This window comes from Streptomyces roseifaciens, assembly GCF_001445655.1.
Lineage (GTDB): Bacteria > Actinomycetota > Actinomycetes > Streptomycetales > Streptomycetaceae > Streptomyces > Streptomyces aureoversilis.
Genome location: NZ_LNBE01000003.1, coordinates 2,514,122 through 2,531,582, shown reverse-complemented (window position 1 = coordinate 2,531,582; position 17,461 = coordinate 2,514,122). Strand labels below are relative to the sequence as shown.

Below are 17,461 nucleotides of genomic sequence, written 5' to 3'. Positions count from 1 at the left end.
GAGCCGACTTCCTCGTCGCCCTCCCTTGGGACCACACGACGAGTGGCTCATCCGGTCCGCTCGCCTCGGGTGAAGAAGTTGATCAACTCCTGGGGTGTGGGGTTGTGGGGGGCTTCGGCGGCGGCCGCGGTGCCGCGGGGGAACAGCGTCTGCTCGTATGCGGTGAGGGCGGTCTCGATGTCGTCGGGGTGCGCGGCGAGGGCCTTGCCGAGTTCGGCGCCGTCCTGCATGGCCAGGTTGGCGCCTTCGCCGTTGGGGGCCGTGAGGTGGGCGGCGTCGCCGAGCAGGGTCACTCCCGGCACCCGGTCCCAGCGGTGTCCGATCGGCAGGGCGTGGAGGGGGCGCAGGACGGGTGCGGTCTCGCCCGCGGTGATCAGGGCGGTGAGTTCCGGTGCCCAGCCGTCGTACTCCTCCGCGATCCGCGCGGCGGCTGCGGCGGCATCGGTGAAATCGACGGTGGCGAACCAGTTCTGCGGTTTGGTCAGTGTGATGTATGCGTGCAGAGTCCCGTCCTTTTCCCGGTGAGCCACGAACCACTTCCCGTTCCCGTCCGGGTCGAGCGCGACAAGCGTCCCGCCGCCGACCACTTTCGCAGTGGCCGGGTGTCGGGTGTCGGCGTCGTACAGGCAGGTCTCGACGAAGGACCGGCCGATGTATTCGGGTGTGGCGTTGGAAAGCAGCGGGCGGACTCGTGACCACGCGCCGTCCGCGCCGACCAGCAGGCTCGTGTCGGCGGTGGTGCCACCTGCGAAGGTCACCTCATGGCGGCCCTCGGCGAGGGCGCGGATGCCGGTGGCCTTGTGACCCCATCGGACGGTGCCGGCGGGGAGTGCGTCGAGCAGGATCTGTCGCAGCTCGCCGCGCTGCACCTCGGGGCTTTTGCCCGTGCCGTCGTCGGCCTTGTCGAACAGGACGATTCCGTTCCGGTCGAGGATCCGTATCGCTTGGCGGCCCTCCAGGACGATGCCGCGGAACTCGTCCATCAGACCGGCCGCCCGGAGAGCCGGTTGGCCGTTGTGGTCGTGGATGTCGAGCATCCCGCCCTGCGAACGCGCCGTCGGGGAGGGCTCCGCCTCGTAGACCGCGACCGGGATGCCGTGGACGTGCAGGACGCGGGCCAGTAAGAGGCCGCCGAGTCCGGCGCCGATGATCGTGACAGGAGTGTGCATGGGGGCTCCTTACGTGTCGCACACCTGCCGGGTGGGCCCCGGCCGGCTTCTCCGGAAGGAAGGCAGCTTGCCGGGCCGCGTCATTGCGCAGGACACCGGCCTGCGGGAAACGGCTCAGACGACCACGATCCGGCGCCCGCGCGTGTGACCGGCCTGGCTGTCGATGTGCGCCGCCGCGGCCTCGGCGAGCGTGTACGACTTCTCGACCGGGATGTGGAGCTTCCCCCGCGAGATGAGGCCGACGGCCTCGACGAGGGCTTCCGGCACGTTCCCGGTCACGCCGGAGTACCGGGCACCGAGCTCCGGCGCACCGAGGTCGGCGATGGAGATCACCTTCCGCGGGTCCCCGGTCAGCTCGACGAGCTCGCGGATCACGCCCGAACCGGCCAGATCGAGAGCCGCGTCGACCTGGCCGAGCTGCCGCACCCGCTCGACCCAGCCCTCGCCGTACGTCGTGGCGCCGGCACCCAGGCTGCGCAGATAGTCCTGGTTCGCAGCCCCGGCCGTGCCGATCACCGCGATGCCGCGGTCGCGGGCGATCTGCAGAACCGCCGATCCGACTCCCCCGGACGCACCGCTGACCAGCAGCGTCTGCCCGGACTGCACACCGACCTCGTGGATGATGCGCAGCGCGGTCTCCACCACGGAGGGGTACCCGGCCGCCTCTTCGAAGGTCAGGCCCTCGGGCATACGGGCCCAGGCCGACAGCACGGCGAACTCGGCATAGGTGCTCGAGCCTCGCCCGAACACGCGGTCGCCGACCTTGACGCCGTCGACGCCCTCGCCCACCTCGTCCACCACCCCGGCGGCGTCCTGCCCGACTCCGGCGGGCAACTCGATCGGACGGACCTTCTGGAACTGGCCTTCACGGATCCTCCAGTCGACGGGGTTCACGCCCGCTGCCCGTACGGCGACGCGTATCTGACCGGGGCCCGCGTGGGGCTCCTCGGCGTCCACGAGGTGCAGAACGTCCGGACCGCCGAACTCGGCGAAGCTCACTCTCTTCATACGGCCGACTGTAACGCTAACAGTTAGTGTTTTGAAGCCGTTTCACTTTTGTGCTTGATAGCATCAGGGGATGACCGTGCCGCCCGGACGCCGCGAACGCAAGAAGGCCGCGACCCGCCAGAAGATCGCCGACACCGCCCTGCGGCTCTTCCTGGAACGCGGGTACGACGCGGTGGGCATCCGGGACGTGGCCGCCGAGGCCGACGTGGCCGTCACCACGCTCTTCTCCCATTTCCCCTCGAAAGAGGCCCTGGTGTTCGAGCAGGACGACGACTTCGAGCACCGCCTCACGCAGGCGGCCACCGTCCGGGCGCCGCACGAGCCGCTCATCCCTGCGCTGCGCCGCGAGATCCAGGCCCTGGTACGGCATTGCACGGCGGACAGCGCCGCCCCGATCTGGCGCATGATCGACGCATCACCTGCCCTGCGGGAGTACGAGGAGTCGATGCGGCTGCGCCATGCGGAGTCGCTGGCAACGGCCATCGCCGCCGGTCTCGCCCTGTCGCAGACCACAACGGCCTGCCGGACGATCGCGAGGTTCGTGATCGACGCCTATTCGCTGGCCCGCGAGGCGACCGATCCGCAGGCCGCGGTGGACGAGATCTTCCGGATGATCGAGGCGGCCTGGGAGGTCGCCTGTCCTTCATGACCTGTGTGTGGAACGGGCGCTGGCATTAGGACGACACCGCCAGTAAGCCCCCGGGCAGGCGTGGCCTTGCCGGCGCGGATGAACGGCGGTGGAGATTTTCCCTTCCCGAACATGAACGAGAAGGGCTGGGGCCGCCAAGAAATCATCTCCAGGCGCAAAGGCTCGAACCCCGAGCCACCGGGACAGAGCTACTGGGGGTTCGCCCTGGCCAGGCCACCGACGTAGCGCGCCCCCGCGCACGCGTCAGGTGCTGTGCCGTGTCCCTGATCGATGACATCTTGGTGCAAGGTGGTCCCGCCCATTCGGGGGAGCAACCCCTCCGGCGGTGCCGGCGTCGAATCGTGACCACGTGACCCCGGCCGACGGGTGAACAGAACCCCCGGACGGAGCCATACGCACTGTCCCGGGGGGCATCCTTGAGATGCCCCCCGGGACACGATTTTCCGGCGTGGGGCGCGGCCGGAAGGCCGTTGGGCGGACCTCGGCCTCCTCGGGACGGTCGAGCCGCCCGCGCAGCTCGACGGCGCGGTTGGTCGCCGGATCGAATACGGTCGCCCGGAAGGGACTCGCCGGGCTGGCGGCGTGGCCGAGGAGCGTGGAGCCGGTGACGATGAGCCGACTCTCCTCGGGAGCTTCCAGGCGGGCGATCACCTCGGGCTGCCGCAGCGTCCTCTGCAGCATCCCCCGCCCACTGCCCCTGATCACACTGAAGGTCGGGGACTTCCTCACCGACTGCTCCACCCCCGAACAAGGCGCCCCCCCACGTCCTCCCCGGCACCCACCGCAACGACAGCATCGACCTGCGCGACACCCCCACAGCCGACATCCCGGAAGCGACCCCGGTCTGCAGCCCCGCAGGAACAGCCCTCATCATCGACCCACGCCTGTGGCACACCGTCGCACCCAACCGCTCGACCAACGCGCGCAAGGTCATGTACTTCGCCTACGCACACCGCTGGCTATGCCCCGCCGACCCCTTCAACCTCAACCCCGCACAGCTGGCCGCCTTGTCACCCGTACAACGTCAGCTCGTCGGAGCGGGCCACACGGCCGAGGGCTTCCACTTTCCGGAAGACGAAGACGTACCGCTGCGCAACCTCGTGGAGAACAATCACCGATCCTTTACCGCATGGCGGACGGACCGACACGAGCTCGCCGTGGGCCACCGCCTGGACCGCGTGGTGAAGGCCGTCGCCCCGATGTCGGCAGTCGCGGAGGATCTTGCAGTTCTTCATCCGGGCGAAGGCGTGCTCGCCGCGGGCACGGACTCGACGGTGCTCGGCGTTGTCCTCCTCCTCGCCCTTCAGCAGTGGTCGGCGGGGGCGTTTGCGGTGCGGCACGAACAGTCCGGTGCTGATGTAAGCGCCGTCACCGAGCACGGTCGCACCCTCGCACTGCACGGCGAGGCCGGAGGCCGCCATGCGCGGAGCGTAGGCGGTGGTGCCGGGCACCGGCCGGGCGGTGGCCACCACCAGGCGGGTGCCCGCGTCCACGATGACCTGCATGTTCGCAGAGAACCGGTAGTTGCGACTGGAGGCCGCCACGCTGCGGTCCCGCACCGGGATCAGTGTCCCGTCCACGATCCACAACCGCTCGTCGGCACCCTGAGGGCGCCGGGCGGGCTCGAGCGCGAGCAACAGCCCTAGCCGGTGGATGACCCGGCACACCCCGGCGGTCGAGACACCGAACGGCACAGCGACCTGCCGCATCGTGAGGTTCGGTCGGTAGTACACCGCCACCGGAGGCACCCGCTCAGCCAGCGGCAAAGCCCACGGACGGCCGCCCCGTAGCCCGTCACCACCCCGCCCCCAAACCACCCGCAGCAGCCGGTCGAACTGCACCGACCGCAGCCCGGTGAACGTCTCCACCCACACCCGCTCGGCCCCTCAACACCCCAGCCGTACAAAGCAGATGCCCGCTCACCGGGTTGCGGAACACGCTTTAACCTTTCAGACAGCGTCGTCCACCCGTGCTCACTGCTTCCTGAAGTGCTCGATCAGACGCGAGTAGCTGTCATTGGCATGGCCGTCTTCCACGGCCTTGTTCACGAGGCCGAGGGTGTAGCCGGGGAATTCGACGTCGATGTTCCGGGCCCCGCTCTCGCGGACCAGGTCCTCGACCGAGGGCCGGTGGTGCTGGAGCGCTCCGTACGGCGTCGCGTACTCACCACGATCGACCTCGTCGGCGATCATCGGGAAGGACGCCAGGAGTGCGGCAACGGACGGGCCGGCGTCGTCGAGGAACCGCTTCACCTCGATGCCCTCGCTGGACAGCAGAGCGGCCGCGTGCAGGAATCCGTTGAGCGCGCCCCACATAGTGCCGTGCACGGCCATCCCGTACAGGGCCGGCACGCCAGGGTCGGCCGAGATCAGTGTTCCCCGGCCACCGATGAGCTGGAGCGTTGGATGAAAGTGGTTGAACACGGCGTCGGAACCGCCGTAGAAAATCACCGTCTCCGCTCCCCCGATGCCCGGAGCGATCGTCATGATCTGCCCATGGAGATATTGCGCGCCCTGGTCCCTGACCCACTCGGCCACGGCCCTGGCCTCTGCGGATGTCCCATCCGTGAGGTTGAGCACGGAGCGGCCGGAAAGCGCATCGCCCGACGATTCCAGAACCGCGCGGGCCGTCGCATTGCCCTTCACACTGACGACCACAAGAGGACTGGCGGCAACGGCGTCGCGGACGGTCGCGGACCGCTCAGCTCCCCTGGCGACCAGGGGGTCGGCCCGCTCCGAGGTACGGTTCCACACCGTGGTCGGGTGCCCACCGCCAAGGAAGGCACCGGCGAGTGCGAAGCCCATCTCGCCCAAACCGATCACGGTCACGGCCGACTGGGCATCGGTTCGTTCTGAGGCAGTGTTCATCAAAGTCGCTCTCTCCCCGGTTGCAGTGGTCCAGCCCATCCAGGGCTGCCACTGGTGCTACGCGAAACATCACGCTAGAACCTGAACCGAAGTTGAGGTCAAGGGGGATCTGCGGCCGTGTGCTCACCGGCGGGGAGCTGATTGGTCCGACGTGGCACGCGGCACGAACTTGATCGGCGTTTTCGCAGTTCAGCGGACATGTAGGCGGACTTTGTCACGGAGCTCTGTACGGCGGCCGCGACCAGCGACGGATCGACGTCGGCCGGCTGCGTCGTGCGCCGGCCGCAATACCCTGCCGAGGGCGGCGGACGACAGGCTGGTGCCGGCTGTGAATGTCTCGTCGTGGCTGCGGCCGGATGCCAACACCTGCGATGATCGGGTCTTTTGTCGTACGTTCGCCCGGGGTGAAGGCAAGCAGCAGGTGATGCCCGGCTGGCCCTACTCGGTGGTGACCGCGCTGGACCCCGGCCGCACCCCCTGGACGGCAGTGCTGGAGCCTGCCCGCACCTCCTGGACGGCAGTGCTGGACGCCGACCGCTGGAGCCCGGCGCCGACGTCGCCGCGGTGACCACCGTCCAGATCCGCGAAGTGGTCGAGCGGCTCGTCGCCGCCGGCCAGTGGAAGTCGGACACCCCGGAAGCCGCGCTCGGGTATCGGTGGTGGTCAACGGCAGGTCACAACCCGATGGCTACCGGTGCTCCGGCGTCCGCGAAGGCCCGTCCATGTGGCCGTGGCGGTAGGCCCAGGCAGCGAGTTCGACCCGGTTGCGGACGTCGAGCTTCAGCTGGGCGCCGGCAAGGTGCTTCTTGACCGTGCCGAGCGAGATGTGCAGGCGTTCGGCGATCTCGGCGTTGGTGAGGCCCTCGGCAGCGGCCTGAACGGTTGCCAGTTCGCGTTCGGACAGTGGGTGCCCGCCCGCGCGGGGCAGCGGCAGCCGGCCGCGGTCGGCGGTGAAGTGCCGCAGCAGCCGTACGGTGATCTGCGGGGAGACCATGGCCTCGCCCCGGGCGGCGGCCCGGACCGCCTCGATGAGCATGATCGGGCCGGCGTCCTTGAGCAGGAACCCGGCTGCGCCGCCGTGCAGGGCCTCGTGCACGTACTCGTCGAGGTCGAAGGTGGTGACGACGATGACGCGCAGCGGGTCGGCGACGCCGGGGCCGGCCAGGCGGCGGGTCACGTCGAGACCGGTGATACCGGGCATGCGGATGTCCAGCAGGCAGACGTCGGGCCGGTGGTGCCCGGCGAGCCGGAGCGCCTCGATGCCGTCGCCGGCCTCGGCGACGACCTCGATGTCCGGTTCGGCGTCGAGGATGTAGCGGAAGCCGGTGCGGACCATGCGCTGGTCGTCGGCGAGCAGGACGCGGATGGTCACCGGGCCGCCCTCCGCGCGCCGTTCGCCAGGGTCGGTGAGCCGGGCAGGCCCGGCAGCCGGGCGGATACCTGCCAGCCGGTGCCGGACTCGGCCGGGCCGGCGTGGAAGGTGCCGCCGAGCAGCTTGGCCCGCTCCGCCATGCCGATCAGCCCGTAGCCGTCCCGGTAGCCGTCCCCGGTGTGGGCGCGGACCGGACCGCGGCCGTCGTCGTGCACGTCCAGGTGGAGCCGGCCGCCCTCGCCGCGAACCAGGACGGTGACCCGGGTGGCGCCGCGGGCGTGGCGGTCGGTGTTGGTCACGGCCTCCTGGGCGATCCGGAGGACCGCGGCGGCGAGCTCGGTCGGGGCGCGGTCCAGTTCGGCCTCGCCACGCACCGCCACCTCGGGCCGGTGGCCGTCGCCGGGCCGGGCGAGGGAGGCGAGCCGACGGGCCGGCGAGTCGCCGTCCGAGCCCGGGTGCTCTCCCTCGCGCAGCGCGCCGACCAGCCGGCGCATGGCGGCCAGCGCGTCCGCTCCCGCGTGCTCGATGTCGGCCAGCGCCGCACGCAGCATCTCGGGGTCGCGGGCCGCGACGTGCTGCAGCGCCTGCGCCTGGACGACGATGCCGGTGACCTGATGGGCGACGACGTCGTGCAGGTCCCGGGCCAGGGCGTTGCGCTCCTCGCGCACCGCGCGCTCGATGTGCCAGGCGCGGCGCTCGGCGCGCCAGCGCAGCAGCAGGCCGGGCCCGAGCAGGACCAGCACCAGCAGCGCGTTGTCCACGTCGAACGGCCCGCCCTCGCGTCCGGCGGCGGCCAGCAGCGCGGCGAAGGAGGCGACCGCCGTGCCCGCGATCACCAGCGGCCGGCAGCGGTAGGCGACCAGGGAGAGCAGCAGCGCGAGGGCGAGCGCCTCGGTGACTCCGCTCGGCCGGTGTTCGGCGTCCAGCAGCCGGTACCCGGCGGAGGCGGCGAAGGTGACCGACAGAGCCCCGGCGACGGCGGCCGAGGTCGCCGACCGGGAGGTGCCGGGGCGCAGCGCCCAGAGCGCGAGGGCGGACATCGCCGTGCCGGAGGCGAGGAAGAGGGCGTCGGCGGCCGGGCCCGGGCGCATGCCCCACCAGCGGTCGAGATCGGTGAGCAGGGCCAGCAGCAGGCTCCCGGCTGCGAGGGCGAGCGGCACCAGGTGGGCCGGGCCGGCGGTGCCCGCGCGGGCTGCCGGCGTGGGTGGGTGGACTGCTGACCGGTTGTGCATACCGACACCGTACGTGGGAGGCGAGCGGCGCCGGGGTAGCCGATCGGCTACTTCGGAACGGGCCGGACGGCTGCCGCGGGACGGCACTGACCTGGGCGAACGTGAAGCGTCATCAGTCGGCGGCCGGATTCGGCGGCCGCCGCCCGCATCTGTTGGAGGAATCCCCGTGCCTGTGCCCGTGCCCGTGTCCGAGACCGCTCCACCCGGTTCCACCTCACCCAACGCCCGCTCCCAGCGCGGGGGTCGGCGGCGAACCGTCCGATGGACGGCGGTCGCCGCCGTCCTCGCCGCGCTGGCCGCCTTCGCCACCGGTCCGCGCAGCGCGCCGGCCGCCGCCCACCGCAGCGGGGACGGCGCACTGGCCGAGCGGGTCGCCGGCCTGCTGCCGGACGGGCAGGGCGCGGGCGGCTCGGTGGGGGTCTCGGTGGCGGTGGTCGACCACGGCAAGGTGACCCGGGCCGCGCTGGGCACCACCGACGGCTCCACCCCCGTCACCCCGGACACCGTCTTCGAGACCGGATCCGCGCAGAAGGTGCTCACCGCGAGCCTCCTCGGCAGCCTCCTCGACGCCGGGAAGATCAGGCTCACCGACACCGTCGGCGGGCTCTGGCCCGAGTACACCTTCGCCGATCCGGCGGTGGCCGGCATCACCGTCGAGCAGCTCGCCACCCACACCGCCGGCCTGCCGTCCTTCCCGCCCGACGGCGCGCAGTTCCCCCTCGCGATGGCCGGCTACCTGCTGGGCGGCGACGGCTACTCCGTACTCGGCGACCCGGTCCGCGCGCTCACCCGCCTCTCCGGCTACGGACCGAAGCCCGACACCAAGTACTCCTACTCCAACCTCGGCTACGCCGTCCTCGGCGAGACCCTGGCCAAGGTCGACGGGCGCGACTACCCGACCGCCCTGCGCGAGCGGGTCCTCGCCCCGCTCGGCATGAAGCACACCACCGTCCGCACCACCCCCGGCACCCCGGACGGAGCCATCCTGCCGTTCCACACCGCCGGCACCCCGGTCGTCCCGTGGACCAACCCGCAGTGGGCGGCGGTCGGCACCGGCACCTGGACCACCAGCGCCGACCTCGCCGCCTTCCTCGCGGCCAACACCGCCCCGAACCCGCCCGCCGCGCTCGCCCTGACACACACCCCGCGAGCCTCAGTCGCCGACTACGCCGACCGGGACGGGCGGATCGGGCTCGGCTGGCAGCTATGGAACGCCGGTGGCACCAAGGTCGGCTGGCACAACGGGCTGACCAACGGCTCACGCGCGTTCGTCGCCTACACCTCCGACCAGCGCGCGGTCGTCGTGCTCGCCAACTCCACCCGCACACCGACCGAAAAGATCGGCTTCGGGCTGCTCGGCATCAGTGCCCCCGAGTTCGACGAGCCGCAGACCCCGCACCCGATCCTGCTCGCCTTCACCGTCCTGCTCTCGGCCGGCGTGCCCGCACTCACCCTGCTCGGCCTGGTGCGGCCCCGCCGGGCCCGCCTCTCCCGCCCGCTGGACCGGCTCAAGGCCGTCTCCCTGCCGCTGACCGCCGCCGCCTGCTGGCTGCTCGCCCTGCGGGTCGGCGAGTGGGGCCACGTCCCGGGCGTCGTCTCCGCCCTCGGCGCCGGCCTGCTCGCCGCCACGGCCGCCGAGTCCGTCCGCCGCTGGCCTGCCCTCCCGACCACCCGGGGCCGCCGGCCCTGGCTGCGCGCCGTCACCTTCGCCCTTCCCACCCTCCCGCTGGCCGCCCTCCTCTGCACCACCGCGGTGATCACGGCCCAGCTGCCCTGAGCCCCTAGGGTCCGTACCGGGTCGTGATCAATTCGTGGGATCCGTCCCCGGTGCGGGGGCGGATCCGGTAGTTCGGAGTGCATGACGCGTGCACAACTGACGGCCGAGGCATGGGTGTTCATCGAGCCGTACTTGCCGATCGGCGCGTACGGCCCGTATCCCGAGCAGCTGCGGCAGCAGTTCGAAGGCCTGATCTGGCGCTTCCGGGCCGGTGCGCAGTGGCGGGAGATGCCCGCCCAGTTCGGCGCCTGGACCACCCTCCACAACCGCTTCCGCCAATGGCGGGACGCCGGCGTCTTCGAGGCCCTGCCGGAAGACCTGATAGCCGAGGCCGCGAAGCAGGGCGGGGTGGACCTGTCGCTGGTCAGCGTGGACTCCACCACCGCCCGCGCCCACCACGACGCCGCCGGGATACAGCTCGGCGAAGTGGTCCTCGGCGCCTTGGAGAAGGCCGCCGACGAGCAGGGCAAGGACCGGCCAAAGGGGGCGATGAGCAGGGACAAGACGGGCGATCCGGCGACGATGGCGACCCCGCCCGACAAGAGCGACGCCGCACCCGGCGCCGACACCGGCTCCGGCTCCGGCTGAAGGCCGCCCTGCTCGGGCGCTCGCGCGGCGGGCAGACCAGCAAGGTCCACATCGCCGCCGACCGCAAGTGCCGCCCGCTCGCGCTCATCCTGACCACCGGACAGGCCGCCGACAGCCCCCACTTCGCCCCCGTCCTGAACAAGGTCCGCGTCCGCGGCCCGGTAGGACGACCCCGCACCCGCCCTGACGCGGTCGCCGGGGACAAGACGTACTCCTCACGCGCCATCCGCGAGCACCTGCGCAAGCGCGGAATCCGAGCAGTCATTCCGGTCCCAGCTGATCAGCAGGGACACCGTTTGCGCCGGGGCGGCCGCGGCGGCAGGCCACCCACCTTACGACCGCGAGATCTACAAGCAGCGCAACACCGTCGAGAGGTGCATCAACCGGCTGAAGCAGTGGCGAGGGATCGCCACCCGCCACAAGAAGACCGCGACCATCTACCCGGCCGGACTCCACATCGCAGGCATCTTTCTCTGCTCCGCCCGGTGATCCAAACAAAACCGCCTGGACGACGCTGATGTGCGTTGCCTACCTCACGTGGCCTTCGCAGTGCTAAGAGGCGGCCTCGCCCCGCCGCCCACGGCCTGCTCACCTACAAGATCACGCGTCGGCGATCTCCTTTACGCCGGTGGCAACGTCATACCCCGCGGGCCCCTTCGCAATGATGAACGAGACGATGTCGCCTTGCTCCATTTTCCAAGGCTTTTCGATCAAACTGTGGTGCGTGAAGAGGTTCCCATAAGCCCCGCCTGCCAACCTGTAGGTGATGTAGCCGAACCCCTTGGCCGCGTCATACCAATAGACTTCCCCCAAGCGCCTTTGCTTGTCCTTGATCTTGCTGCTCGCGGGGGCTGCCTGTGCTGTTCCTGGCGTGGCGACGACGGTCACGGCGCCACCACCGGCGATCGCCAGGGCCGTGACCGCGGCGACGATGCTCTTGCGCATTCGGATCACTACTGGTTCCTCCACTCGTGTGACGGAGAGGGGGGCCGCAGGGTGCGGCCAGGGCCGGCTTCCATTGCGGTGCGCTCCTTTGTGCCAGATCGGATGATCCGTAACGGGAGCGTCCAGCCCCATCGCTCTTCTCGGATCTCAGCAGACACCGTGCCGTAGGGGCACAGTCAAGCGTCACGTCGCGAGTACGCGAACCGCGTCAACACCCTCGCGGGCGGGACACGCTGTAGGGAGCCGCCCAACACCTGGCGGCACGCCTTCGAGACCGTCTACCTCAGCGCCGTGCGCCTGGCCCGCACCGCCGCCAAAGTCCTGGCCCCCGGCGGATGCCTCGCCTTCGTTCTGTCCACCAGCGCACGCTCCCCCCTTCCCCAACTCGGCCTCTCCAACGGACTACGCCCCGGCCTCGCCATGGCCGCCAAAAGTCTCGCCGATGAACTCGGCCCACAAGGCATCCGCGTCATCGGGCTGCTGCCGGCCTCGATCGACACCGACCGAGCGCGCCGGATCGACGCCCACTCCCCCGACCCGGCAGCGGCCCGGGACCGCGATACCGCGGCAATCCCTCTACGGCGCTACGGCCGACCCGAGGAATTCGGAAAAGCGGTCGCCTTCCTTCTCTCCCCCGCCGCTTCCTACATCACTGGCTGCCGCATCCCCATCGACGGCGGCTACCTGCGAACCCCGTGAGAAAGGGACTGTCCGCCACTCTCAAGGACCCGCCCGGCGCAAGCTTTGTCCGGCCTCACCGGCATGTTCGAACGACGCCACTGGCAGCACGCCCACCGCGCACCCCCCTCCCCCCACCCCCCCACCACCACCAGCGCCGCCTGCCATCACGAGGACCCGCAGGCCACCCCCACCATCCGCCAACCTGTCCTCGACCACTCGTACGCGGGCGGTCGAGGAGTGAGCTGAGCCCCCGTCGAAGATCCGCCAGGGTTTGATCAAGGAATCCAGGAGCAAGCCCCCTTGGCCCCCGGGCATCGGGTGGGTCGCCACTGGCGTGGCACGCGGACTTGGTCGCGGATCGCGATGGTCTACAGGGCCGACGGTCGTAGGACCGTGGCGGTGGTGTGCGGCGCCGAGGAAGTTGCGTTCAACCCGGGTTGAGTTGGGAGGGTCACGTCTCACCGGCCGTCCGCGATCAGGGACGGCGGATGTGGAGGTGAAGCGTGAGTGAAGTGTTGACCGTTCCCCTGACCTTGCCCCTGGCCCTGACCCTGACCGAAGCCGCGCAGGCGTTGCGGGACGGGAGCGTGACCAGCGTCGGGTTGACCGAGACCGCCGTCGCCGCGGCCGAGCGCGCCGACGGGTCGCTCGGGGTGTACCTGACGCGGTTCGTCGAGCAGGCGCGGGCGGCGGCCCGCCGCGCCGACGAGGAGTTGGCGCGCGGCATCGACCGCGGGCCGCTGCACGGGATCCCGTTCGGAGTCAAGGACACCATCGCGGTGGCGGACGGACCGACCACCGCGCAGAGCCTGGTCCACGACCGGGACTGGTGGGCCGGGCGGGACGCCCCGGTGGTGGCCCGGCTGCGGGCTGCCGGGGCAGTGATCACCGGGAAGACGACCGCGGTGGAGTTCGGCTGCGGGCTGCCGGAGGAAGACAAGCCCTTCCCGTTGCCGCGCAATCCGTGGCGGACCGAGTCCTGGGCCGGGGGCTCCAGTTCGGGCTCGGCCAGCGGTATCGTGGCGGGGATGTTCCTGGCCGGGATCGGCAGCGACACCGGGGGCAGCATCCGGATGCCCGCCGCGTTCTGCGGGATCAGCGGGCTGATGCCGACGTACGGGCGGGTGCCCGTGGCCGGGTGCGTGCCGCTGGCGTACAGCCTCGACCGGGTCGGCCCGCTCGCCCGGAGCGCCAGAGACTGCGCGGCAGTGCTCGGCGTCATCGCCGGAGAGCACGACGGCGTCGGCGCCTCCTTCCACGCCTCCTTCGACGCCTCCTTCGGCGACACCGGGTGCGGCGAGGGCCTGGACGGACTGCGGGTCGGCGTCGTACGGGAACACCACCTCCCCGCGGACGGCGATCCGTCGCTGCCCGGCGCGTTCGACGAGGCCGTGTCGGTGCTCGCCGGACTCGGCGCCGTCCCGGTGGAGATCCGGCTGCCCTACTGGCAGGAGATGATCACCACGACGTTCGTGACCGCGGCCGGCGAGGGTCTCGCCCACCACCGCACCGCCCTGTCCCGGCATTGGGACGACTACGGCGTGGCCGCGCGCGGCCTGCTTGCCACGGGCGCGCTGATATCAGGCGCGGACTACGTCCAGGCGCAGCGGGTGCGCACGGTGGCGCAGCGGGCCGTGGACGCGCTGTTCGCGGATGTCGACGTGATCGTGTGCCCGACCGCGTCGGTCGGGGCGCCGCCGTTCGCCGCCCTGGCCGACGAGGCGGGGCACCAGGACCACGCGGGCGTGTTCGGGAAGATCTACACCCCGTACTGGAATCCATTGGCCAACCCCGTCCTCGCTGTGCCGATGGGCCGCACGGGGACGGGCCTTCCCCTGTCGATGCAGATCGCGGGCCCGGTGGCGGGCGAGGCGGCGATCCTGCGGGTCGGGGACGCCTTCCAGCAGCACACCGACTGGCACCGACGCATCCCTGATCTGTCGGCGGCCACGGCACCGCATGCACGCGCCGCCATGGGACGCGGGGAGCACCACACGCACGTGCCGCTGCAGACGCGCAGGCCGGCACACAAGTGCGGCGCTGCGGACACCGAGGACACCACACGACTCACACGCCCCGACGAACGTGGAGGGCAGCGTACGAGCGGGCCCAGTGAAGGAACCGCCACGCAGCCTGATGCGGCTGTCAGGGTGCGGAGCCTGCTGGCCGCCGCCGGGTTGCCCGCAGGCGAGCGGGAGATCACCGGATTCGAGGCGGCGTACACCGCCCAGCGCCCTGCCGTCGACGGCCTGTTCGACGTCCCGGCGGCGGGCGACGCCCGGCCCGTGCTGCGCCCGGACGTCACCGTCCGGGCGGACGACGAGGAGCCCGCATGAGTACGCGACCGGAGGTGGAGCCCGCCGTGGCAGCAGGCGTGGAAGCAGGAACGGACCGGCCCGCGGAGCGGCGTGGGCAGCGTACCCGCCATGCCGGCAGTACCCGCAGCACCCGCCGTGCCCGCCGTGCCCGTGGAGGCGAACGGCTTGTGATGGGCCTGGCCTGTGCCGGGTCGTTCGTCGTCGTCCTGGATGCCACCATCGTGTCGGTGACGCTGCCTGCCATCCGGGCCGCCCTCGGCTTCTCACCAGCAGCCTTGCCCTGGGTGGTCAATGCCTACACCCTCGCCTTCGCGGGCTTCCTGCTGCTCGGCGGCCGGTGCGCGGACGTGTTCGGCCACCGGGCGACGCTGCTGACCGGGACGGCGCTCTTCACTGCCGGAATGGTCGCCTGCGGCTTCGCGGTGACAGCGGAGGTGCTGCTGGCCGCGCGGGCGGTGCAGGGGCTCGGTGGGGCCCTCCTGATGCCGGTGACGCTGTCGCTGCTGGCCACGACGTTCACCGAACCGGACCGGCGCGCACGGGTGCTGAGCACGTGGAGCGCGGTCGGGGCGGTCGGTGCCGCGTCCGGGCCGGTGGTCGGCGGCGTCCTCATCCAGTGGGCCGGGTGGCGCTGGGTGTTCTTCGCGACCGTCCCGATCGGGGTGCTGTGCCTGGTAGGCGCCGCGCGCGGGCTGCCGCGGCACGACCGCACCGGCCGGCCGTCCCTCGATGTCGTGGGGGCCGCGCTGGCCACGGCCGGGCTGACGGGCGTGGTGTACGCGCTGATGCGTACCGCCGTCGCGGGATGGACGAGCCCGCAGGTCACGGGCCCGCTGGTCGGCGGCGTCGTGCTGCTGGGGATTCTCGTGCTGCACCAGGCGCGGTGGGCCCGGCAGCCACTGCTGGCGCTCGACCTCTTCCGGCTTCGCGCGGTGAGCAGCGGCAACGTGGTGATGCTGCTCCTCGGTCTGGGCTTCTTCGCCAGCCCCATCCTGTTGTCGCTGTACCTTCAGGACGTGCACGGCTGGTCGCCGCTGCGCGCCGGGCTGGGCTACCTGCCGGTCGGGGCGGCGATGTTCGCCGGCGCCCGGGCGGCCGGGGCGTTGACGCTACGCTTCGGGCCGCGCCGGACGTCCGTGGTGTGCTGCCTGCTGGGCGCGGCCGGCTTCGCGGGTGTGGCGGCGTCGCTGGGCGCGGGTGGCTCCTGGCTGCTGACGGTGGTGGTCTCCGGCGTGGTGTTCGGGTTCGGAACGGCCGCCGCGTTCACCCCGATCACGGTGGCGGCGACCGGCGGCGTCCCGTCGGCGCGCAGCGGTCTGGCCGCGGGAGTGCTGAACACGGTCCGGCAGACCAGTGGGGCGGTCGGGCTCGCCGTGACCAGCACGGTCTCGGCCGCGGCGGCGGACGCATGGGCGGACGCGCATCCCGGGCGTGGTGGCGCGCACGGGGCGGACGCGCTGGCGCACGGTTATGGCGTCGCGTTCCTTGTCTGTGCCGGGTGCGTGGCCGTTGCCGCGCTCGTGGCGGCTCTAGCCATGCCCCGGTCCGGCACATGACCCGCTCCGGCACGGTGCCCCGCCCCGGGTGACCCACTGGCATCGCGGGACCATGCCTCGCCGTGACGGGTTCCGCGGCGCCGCGGGACTGCGGGACCGCGGGACTGCGGGACTGCGGGACTGCGGGACCGCGGGACCGCGGGACCGCGGGACCGCGGGAGCGCGCTTGGGTCGTGGCCGGCGCAGCGTCGGCTCGCCCACCGCGGGACCACACCCGGTCGAGGCGTGGCCGACGCCGCGGGATCACGCTTCGTCGTGGCGTGGCCGGTACCACCGGGCCATACCTCGCGCCATGGCCGATGCTGAGGGCCCGTGCCTCGCCGTGACCGGCACCGCAGCGGGACCACGCCTCGCCAGGTGAGCGGTCAGGGGGACACGGGGACGGTCGCCCGGAAGTCCGGGCATTTCTCCAGGTCGTCGCCGTGTGCGCAGGTGAGGAGGTGGCCGAGGTAGGCGCGCGCAGCGTTGAGGCGGGCGATGTGCGCGTCGAGGGCGGCGATACGGCCGAGGACGGTCTCCTGCCAGTCGGCACCGCCGGTGCTGCCGGCACCGCCGCTGGTGCCGGCGGCGTCACGGTGCAGGAGGCCGGCGATCTCCTCGATGGACATCAGGCCGGTCTCCCGCCACAACTTGATCAGCGCCACGCGGTAGACCTGCTCGGCGTCGAAGTACCGCCGCCCGGAACGCCGGTGCGGCTCCACCAGGCCGCGCCGCTCCCAGTAGTGCAACGTCGAGAGTGGCAGTTCGAACCGGTCCGCGACGTCCCGTATCGGCGTCAGCTCCCGCACCTGCGTCAGGTCGTCCATGACCCCATGGTCTCGCAACCCTGGTGGCGCTTCCCCGGGCGGCCCACCCGGGCCGACGTCCATGCCCTTCCCCTGCTACCGCAGATACTGCCGATACCGCTGGTTCGGCAGGACCTCGGCAGACCGTCCCTATGGCCGCTTGTGTCCCAGCCGTACCGAATGACGGACTCCGCCCCTACGGTGTCTGATCATGAACACCTCGCGAAGAACGGTCATACGCGGCATGGCGGCGATACCCCTGGCCGCTGCCACCAGCGGACTGCTCATACCCTCCACGGCACAGGCGGCGTCCGACGGCTTCTCCCTGGCGATGCGGCTCAGCCCTTCACAGAACCACCGCTACTGGGGCACCGCGGCCGACACCCTGCGCCGCCGCTTACCCGCCGCGGACCTGGTCAAGGACGTGCTGCGCCAGGCGACACGCACCGGTGGATCCGTGGGCAACTGGCGTGACGGGCCCGGCACGGGCGTGGAGCCGACCGGCTTCGACTAC

The 17,461-nt window shown here is 71.6% G+C and carries 14 protein-coding genes and 4 pseudogenes; 10 read left to right on the top strand and 8 right to left on the bottom strand.

All coding sequences use genetic code 11. The features are described from left to right. Positions 1 to 47 precede the first annotated feature (47 nt). Both AS857_RS16720 and AS857_RS16715 read right to left on the bottom strand, forming a co-directional pair. Positions 48 to 1,169 (bottom strand): FAD-dependent oxidoreductase, encoded by a 1,122-nt coding sequence (locus AS857_RS16720; protein WP_058043869.1) that lies wholly within the window; start codon positions 1,167 to 1,169, stop codon positions 48 to 50. 114 nt (positions 1,170 to 1,283) lie between these two features. Next, a complete protein-coding gene (locus tag AS857_RS16715; RefSeq protein ID WP_058043868.1) occupies positions 1,284 to 2,177 on the bottom strand; it encodes an NADP-dependent oxidoreductase in 894 nt (297 codons plus the stop codon). Positions 2,178 to 2,247: 70 nt separating this feature from the next. On the opposite strand from AS857_RS16715, the gene AS857_RS16710 reads away from it, so the two are divergent. Continuing rightward, positions 2,248 to 2,826, top strand: coding sequence for a TetR/AcrR family transcriptional regulator (locus tag AS857_RS16710; protein WP_058043867.1), 579 nt, complete (start codon positions 2,248 to 2,250; stop codon positions 2,824 to 2,826). A 764-nt stretch (positions 2,827 to 3,590) separates the two neighbouring features. Further along, a pseudogene (locus tag AS857_RS42370) lies at positions 3,591 to 3,743 on the top strand (phytanoyl-CoA dioxygenase family protein); the annotation flags it as partial. Positions 3,744 to 3,986: 243 nt separating this feature from the next. Here the strand turns inward: AS857_RS42370 and AS857_RS16705 are convergent. Both AS857_RS16705 and AS857_RS16700 read right to left on the bottom strand, forming a co-directional pair. Further along, a pseudogene (locus AS857_RS16705) lies at positions 3,987 to 4,700 on the bottom strand (transposase); the annotation flags it as partial. A gap of 99 nt (positions 4,701 to 4,799) precedes the next feature. Next, entirely contained in the window at positions 4,800 to 5,654 is an 855-nt protein-coding gene (locus AS857_RS16700) for an NAD(P)-dependent oxidoreductase (RefSeq protein WP_160330266.1), read from the bottom strand. Positions 5,655 to 6,117: 463 nt separating this feature from the next. Between AS857_RS16700 and AS857_RS41475 the strand changes: the two genes are divergently transcribed. Continuing rightward, the gene (locus AS857_RS41475; RefSeq protein ID WP_245699962.1) at positions 6,118 to 6,261 is read left to right on the top strand and encodes a hypothetical protein; all 144 of its coding nucleotides are present in this window, start codon (positions 6,118 to 6,120) and stop codon (positions 6,259 to 6,261) included. 120 nt (positions 6,262 to 6,381) lie between these two features. Here AS857_RS41475 and AS857_RS16695 read toward each other — a convergent pair whose 3' ends face one another. Both AS857_RS16695 and AS857_RS38995 read right to left on the bottom strand, forming a co-directional pair. Then, complete coding sequence (locus AS857_RS16695) at positions 6,382 to 7,029, bottom strand: response regulator (RefSeq protein ID WP_216824003.1); 648 nt, start codon at positions 7,027 to 7,029, stop codon at positions 6,382 to 6,384. A gap of 32 nt (positions 7,030 to 7,061) precedes the next feature. Then, positions 7,062 to 8,297 carry a sensor histidine kinase gene (locus tag AS857_RS38995; protein ID WP_058043864.1) on the bottom strand — a complete coding sequence of 412 codons (1,236 nt, stop codon included), beginning with the start codon at positions 8,295 to 8,297 and terminating at the stop codon, positions 7,062 to 7,064. Between the two features lie 166 nt (positions 8,298 to 8,463). Here AS857_RS38995 and AS857_RS16685 point away from each other — a divergent pair, with 166 nt between their 5' ends. Beyond that, positions 8,464 to 10,074, top strand: coding sequence for a serine hydrolase domain-containing protein (locus AS857_RS16685; protein WP_160330265.1), 1,611 nt, complete (start codon positions 8,464 to 8,466; stop codon positions 10,072 to 10,074). A gap of 81 nt (positions 10,075 to 10,155) precedes the next feature. After that, positions 10,156 to 11,151: pseudogene (locus AS857_RS37735) on the top strand (IS5 family transposase). Between the two features lie 111 nt (positions 11,152 to 11,262). On the opposite strand, the gene AS857_RS16675 reads toward AS857_RS37735, so the two are convergent. Beyond that, positions 11,263 to 11,607: a cold-shock protein gene (locus tag AS857_RS16675; protein ID WP_160330264.1), complete on the bottom strand. Its 345-nt coding sequence runs from the start codon at positions 11,605 to 11,607 to the stop codon at positions 11,263 to 11,265. Positions 11,608 to 11,862: 255 nt separating this feature from the next. Here AS857_RS16675 and AS857_RS16670 point away from each other — a divergent pair. The 4 genes and pseudogenes from AS857_RS16670 to AS857_RS16660 form a co-directional block, all read left to right on the top strand. Then, a pseudogene (locus AS857_RS16670) lies at positions 11,863 to 12,306 on the top strand (SDR family oxidoreductase); the annotation flags it as partial. A gap of 63 nt (positions 12,307 to 12,369) precedes the next feature. Continuing rightward, positions 12,370 to 12,534 carry a hypothetical protein gene (locus AS857_RS40030; RefSeq protein ID WP_160330263.1) on the top strand — a complete coding sequence of 55 codons (165 nt, stop codon included), beginning with the start codon at positions 12,370 to 12,372 and terminating at the stop codon, positions 12,532 to 12,534. A gap of 257 nt (positions 12,535 to 12,791) precedes the next feature. Further along, positions 12,792 to 14,624, top strand: coding sequence for an amidase (locus AS857_RS16665; RefSeq protein ID WP_245699960.1), 1,833 nt, complete (start codon positions 12,792 to 12,794; stop codon positions 14,622 to 14,624). Beyond that, a complete protein-coding gene (locus tag AS857_RS16660) occupies positions 14,621 to 16,162 on the top strand; it encodes an MFS transporter (RefSeq protein WP_216823982.1) in 1,542 nt (513 codons plus the stop codon). Before AS857_RS16665 ends, AS857_RS16660 begins: the two co-directional genes overlap by 4 nt. 365 nt (positions 16,163 to 16,527) lie before the next feature. Here AS857_RS16660 and AS857_RS16655 read toward each other — a convergent pair whose 3' ends face one another. Next, a complete protein-coding gene (locus AS857_RS16655) occupies positions 16,528 to 16,968 on the bottom strand; it encodes a helix-turn-helix domain-containing protein (protein ID WP_058043859.1) in 441 nt (146 codons plus the stop codon). Positions 16,969 to 17,158: 190 nt separating this feature from the next. Here AS857_RS16655 and AS857_RS40025 point away from each other — a divergent pair. Then, a partial coding sequence (locus AS857_RS40025) for a hypothetical protein (RefSeq protein WP_160330262.1) occupies positions 17,159 to 17,461 on the top strand: 303 nt, incomplete at its 3' end.